Source organism: Aquabacterium sp. A08, assembly GCF_011742065.1.
This window is the reverse complement of the sequence record NZ_JAAQQT010000483.1, coordinates 1-218: the sequence shown is the minus strand read 5'-3', so window position 1 is coordinate 218 and position 218 is coordinate 1. Positions and strand designations below refer to the sequence as shown.

Below are 218 nucleotides of genomic sequence, written 5' to 3'. Positions count from 1 at the left end.
CGGTCGATTTCGCGGTGCAGGCGCGCCTGGCCGGGCAGGTCCAGGCTGGCGTAGGGTTCGTCCAGCAGCAGCACCCGGGGCGCGGCGATCAGCAGGGCCAGCCAGCAGACGTGCTGGCGCTGGCCCTGGCTCAGGCTGCCGATGGCGCGGTCGGCCCAGTCGGCCAGGCCGCGCTCGGCCAGCCAGGCGCTGGCCTGGGCCTGCGCCGCCTTGCGCGC

At 77.1% G+C, this 218-nt stretch carries 1 protein-coding gene; it reads right to left on the bottom strand.

Translation table 11 applies throughout. The features are described from left to right. Positions 1 to 218: ATP-binding cassette domain-containing protein (locus HA630_RS27320; RefSeq protein ID WP_166832193.1), on the bottom strand; the 218-nt coding region annotated here is incomplete at both ends.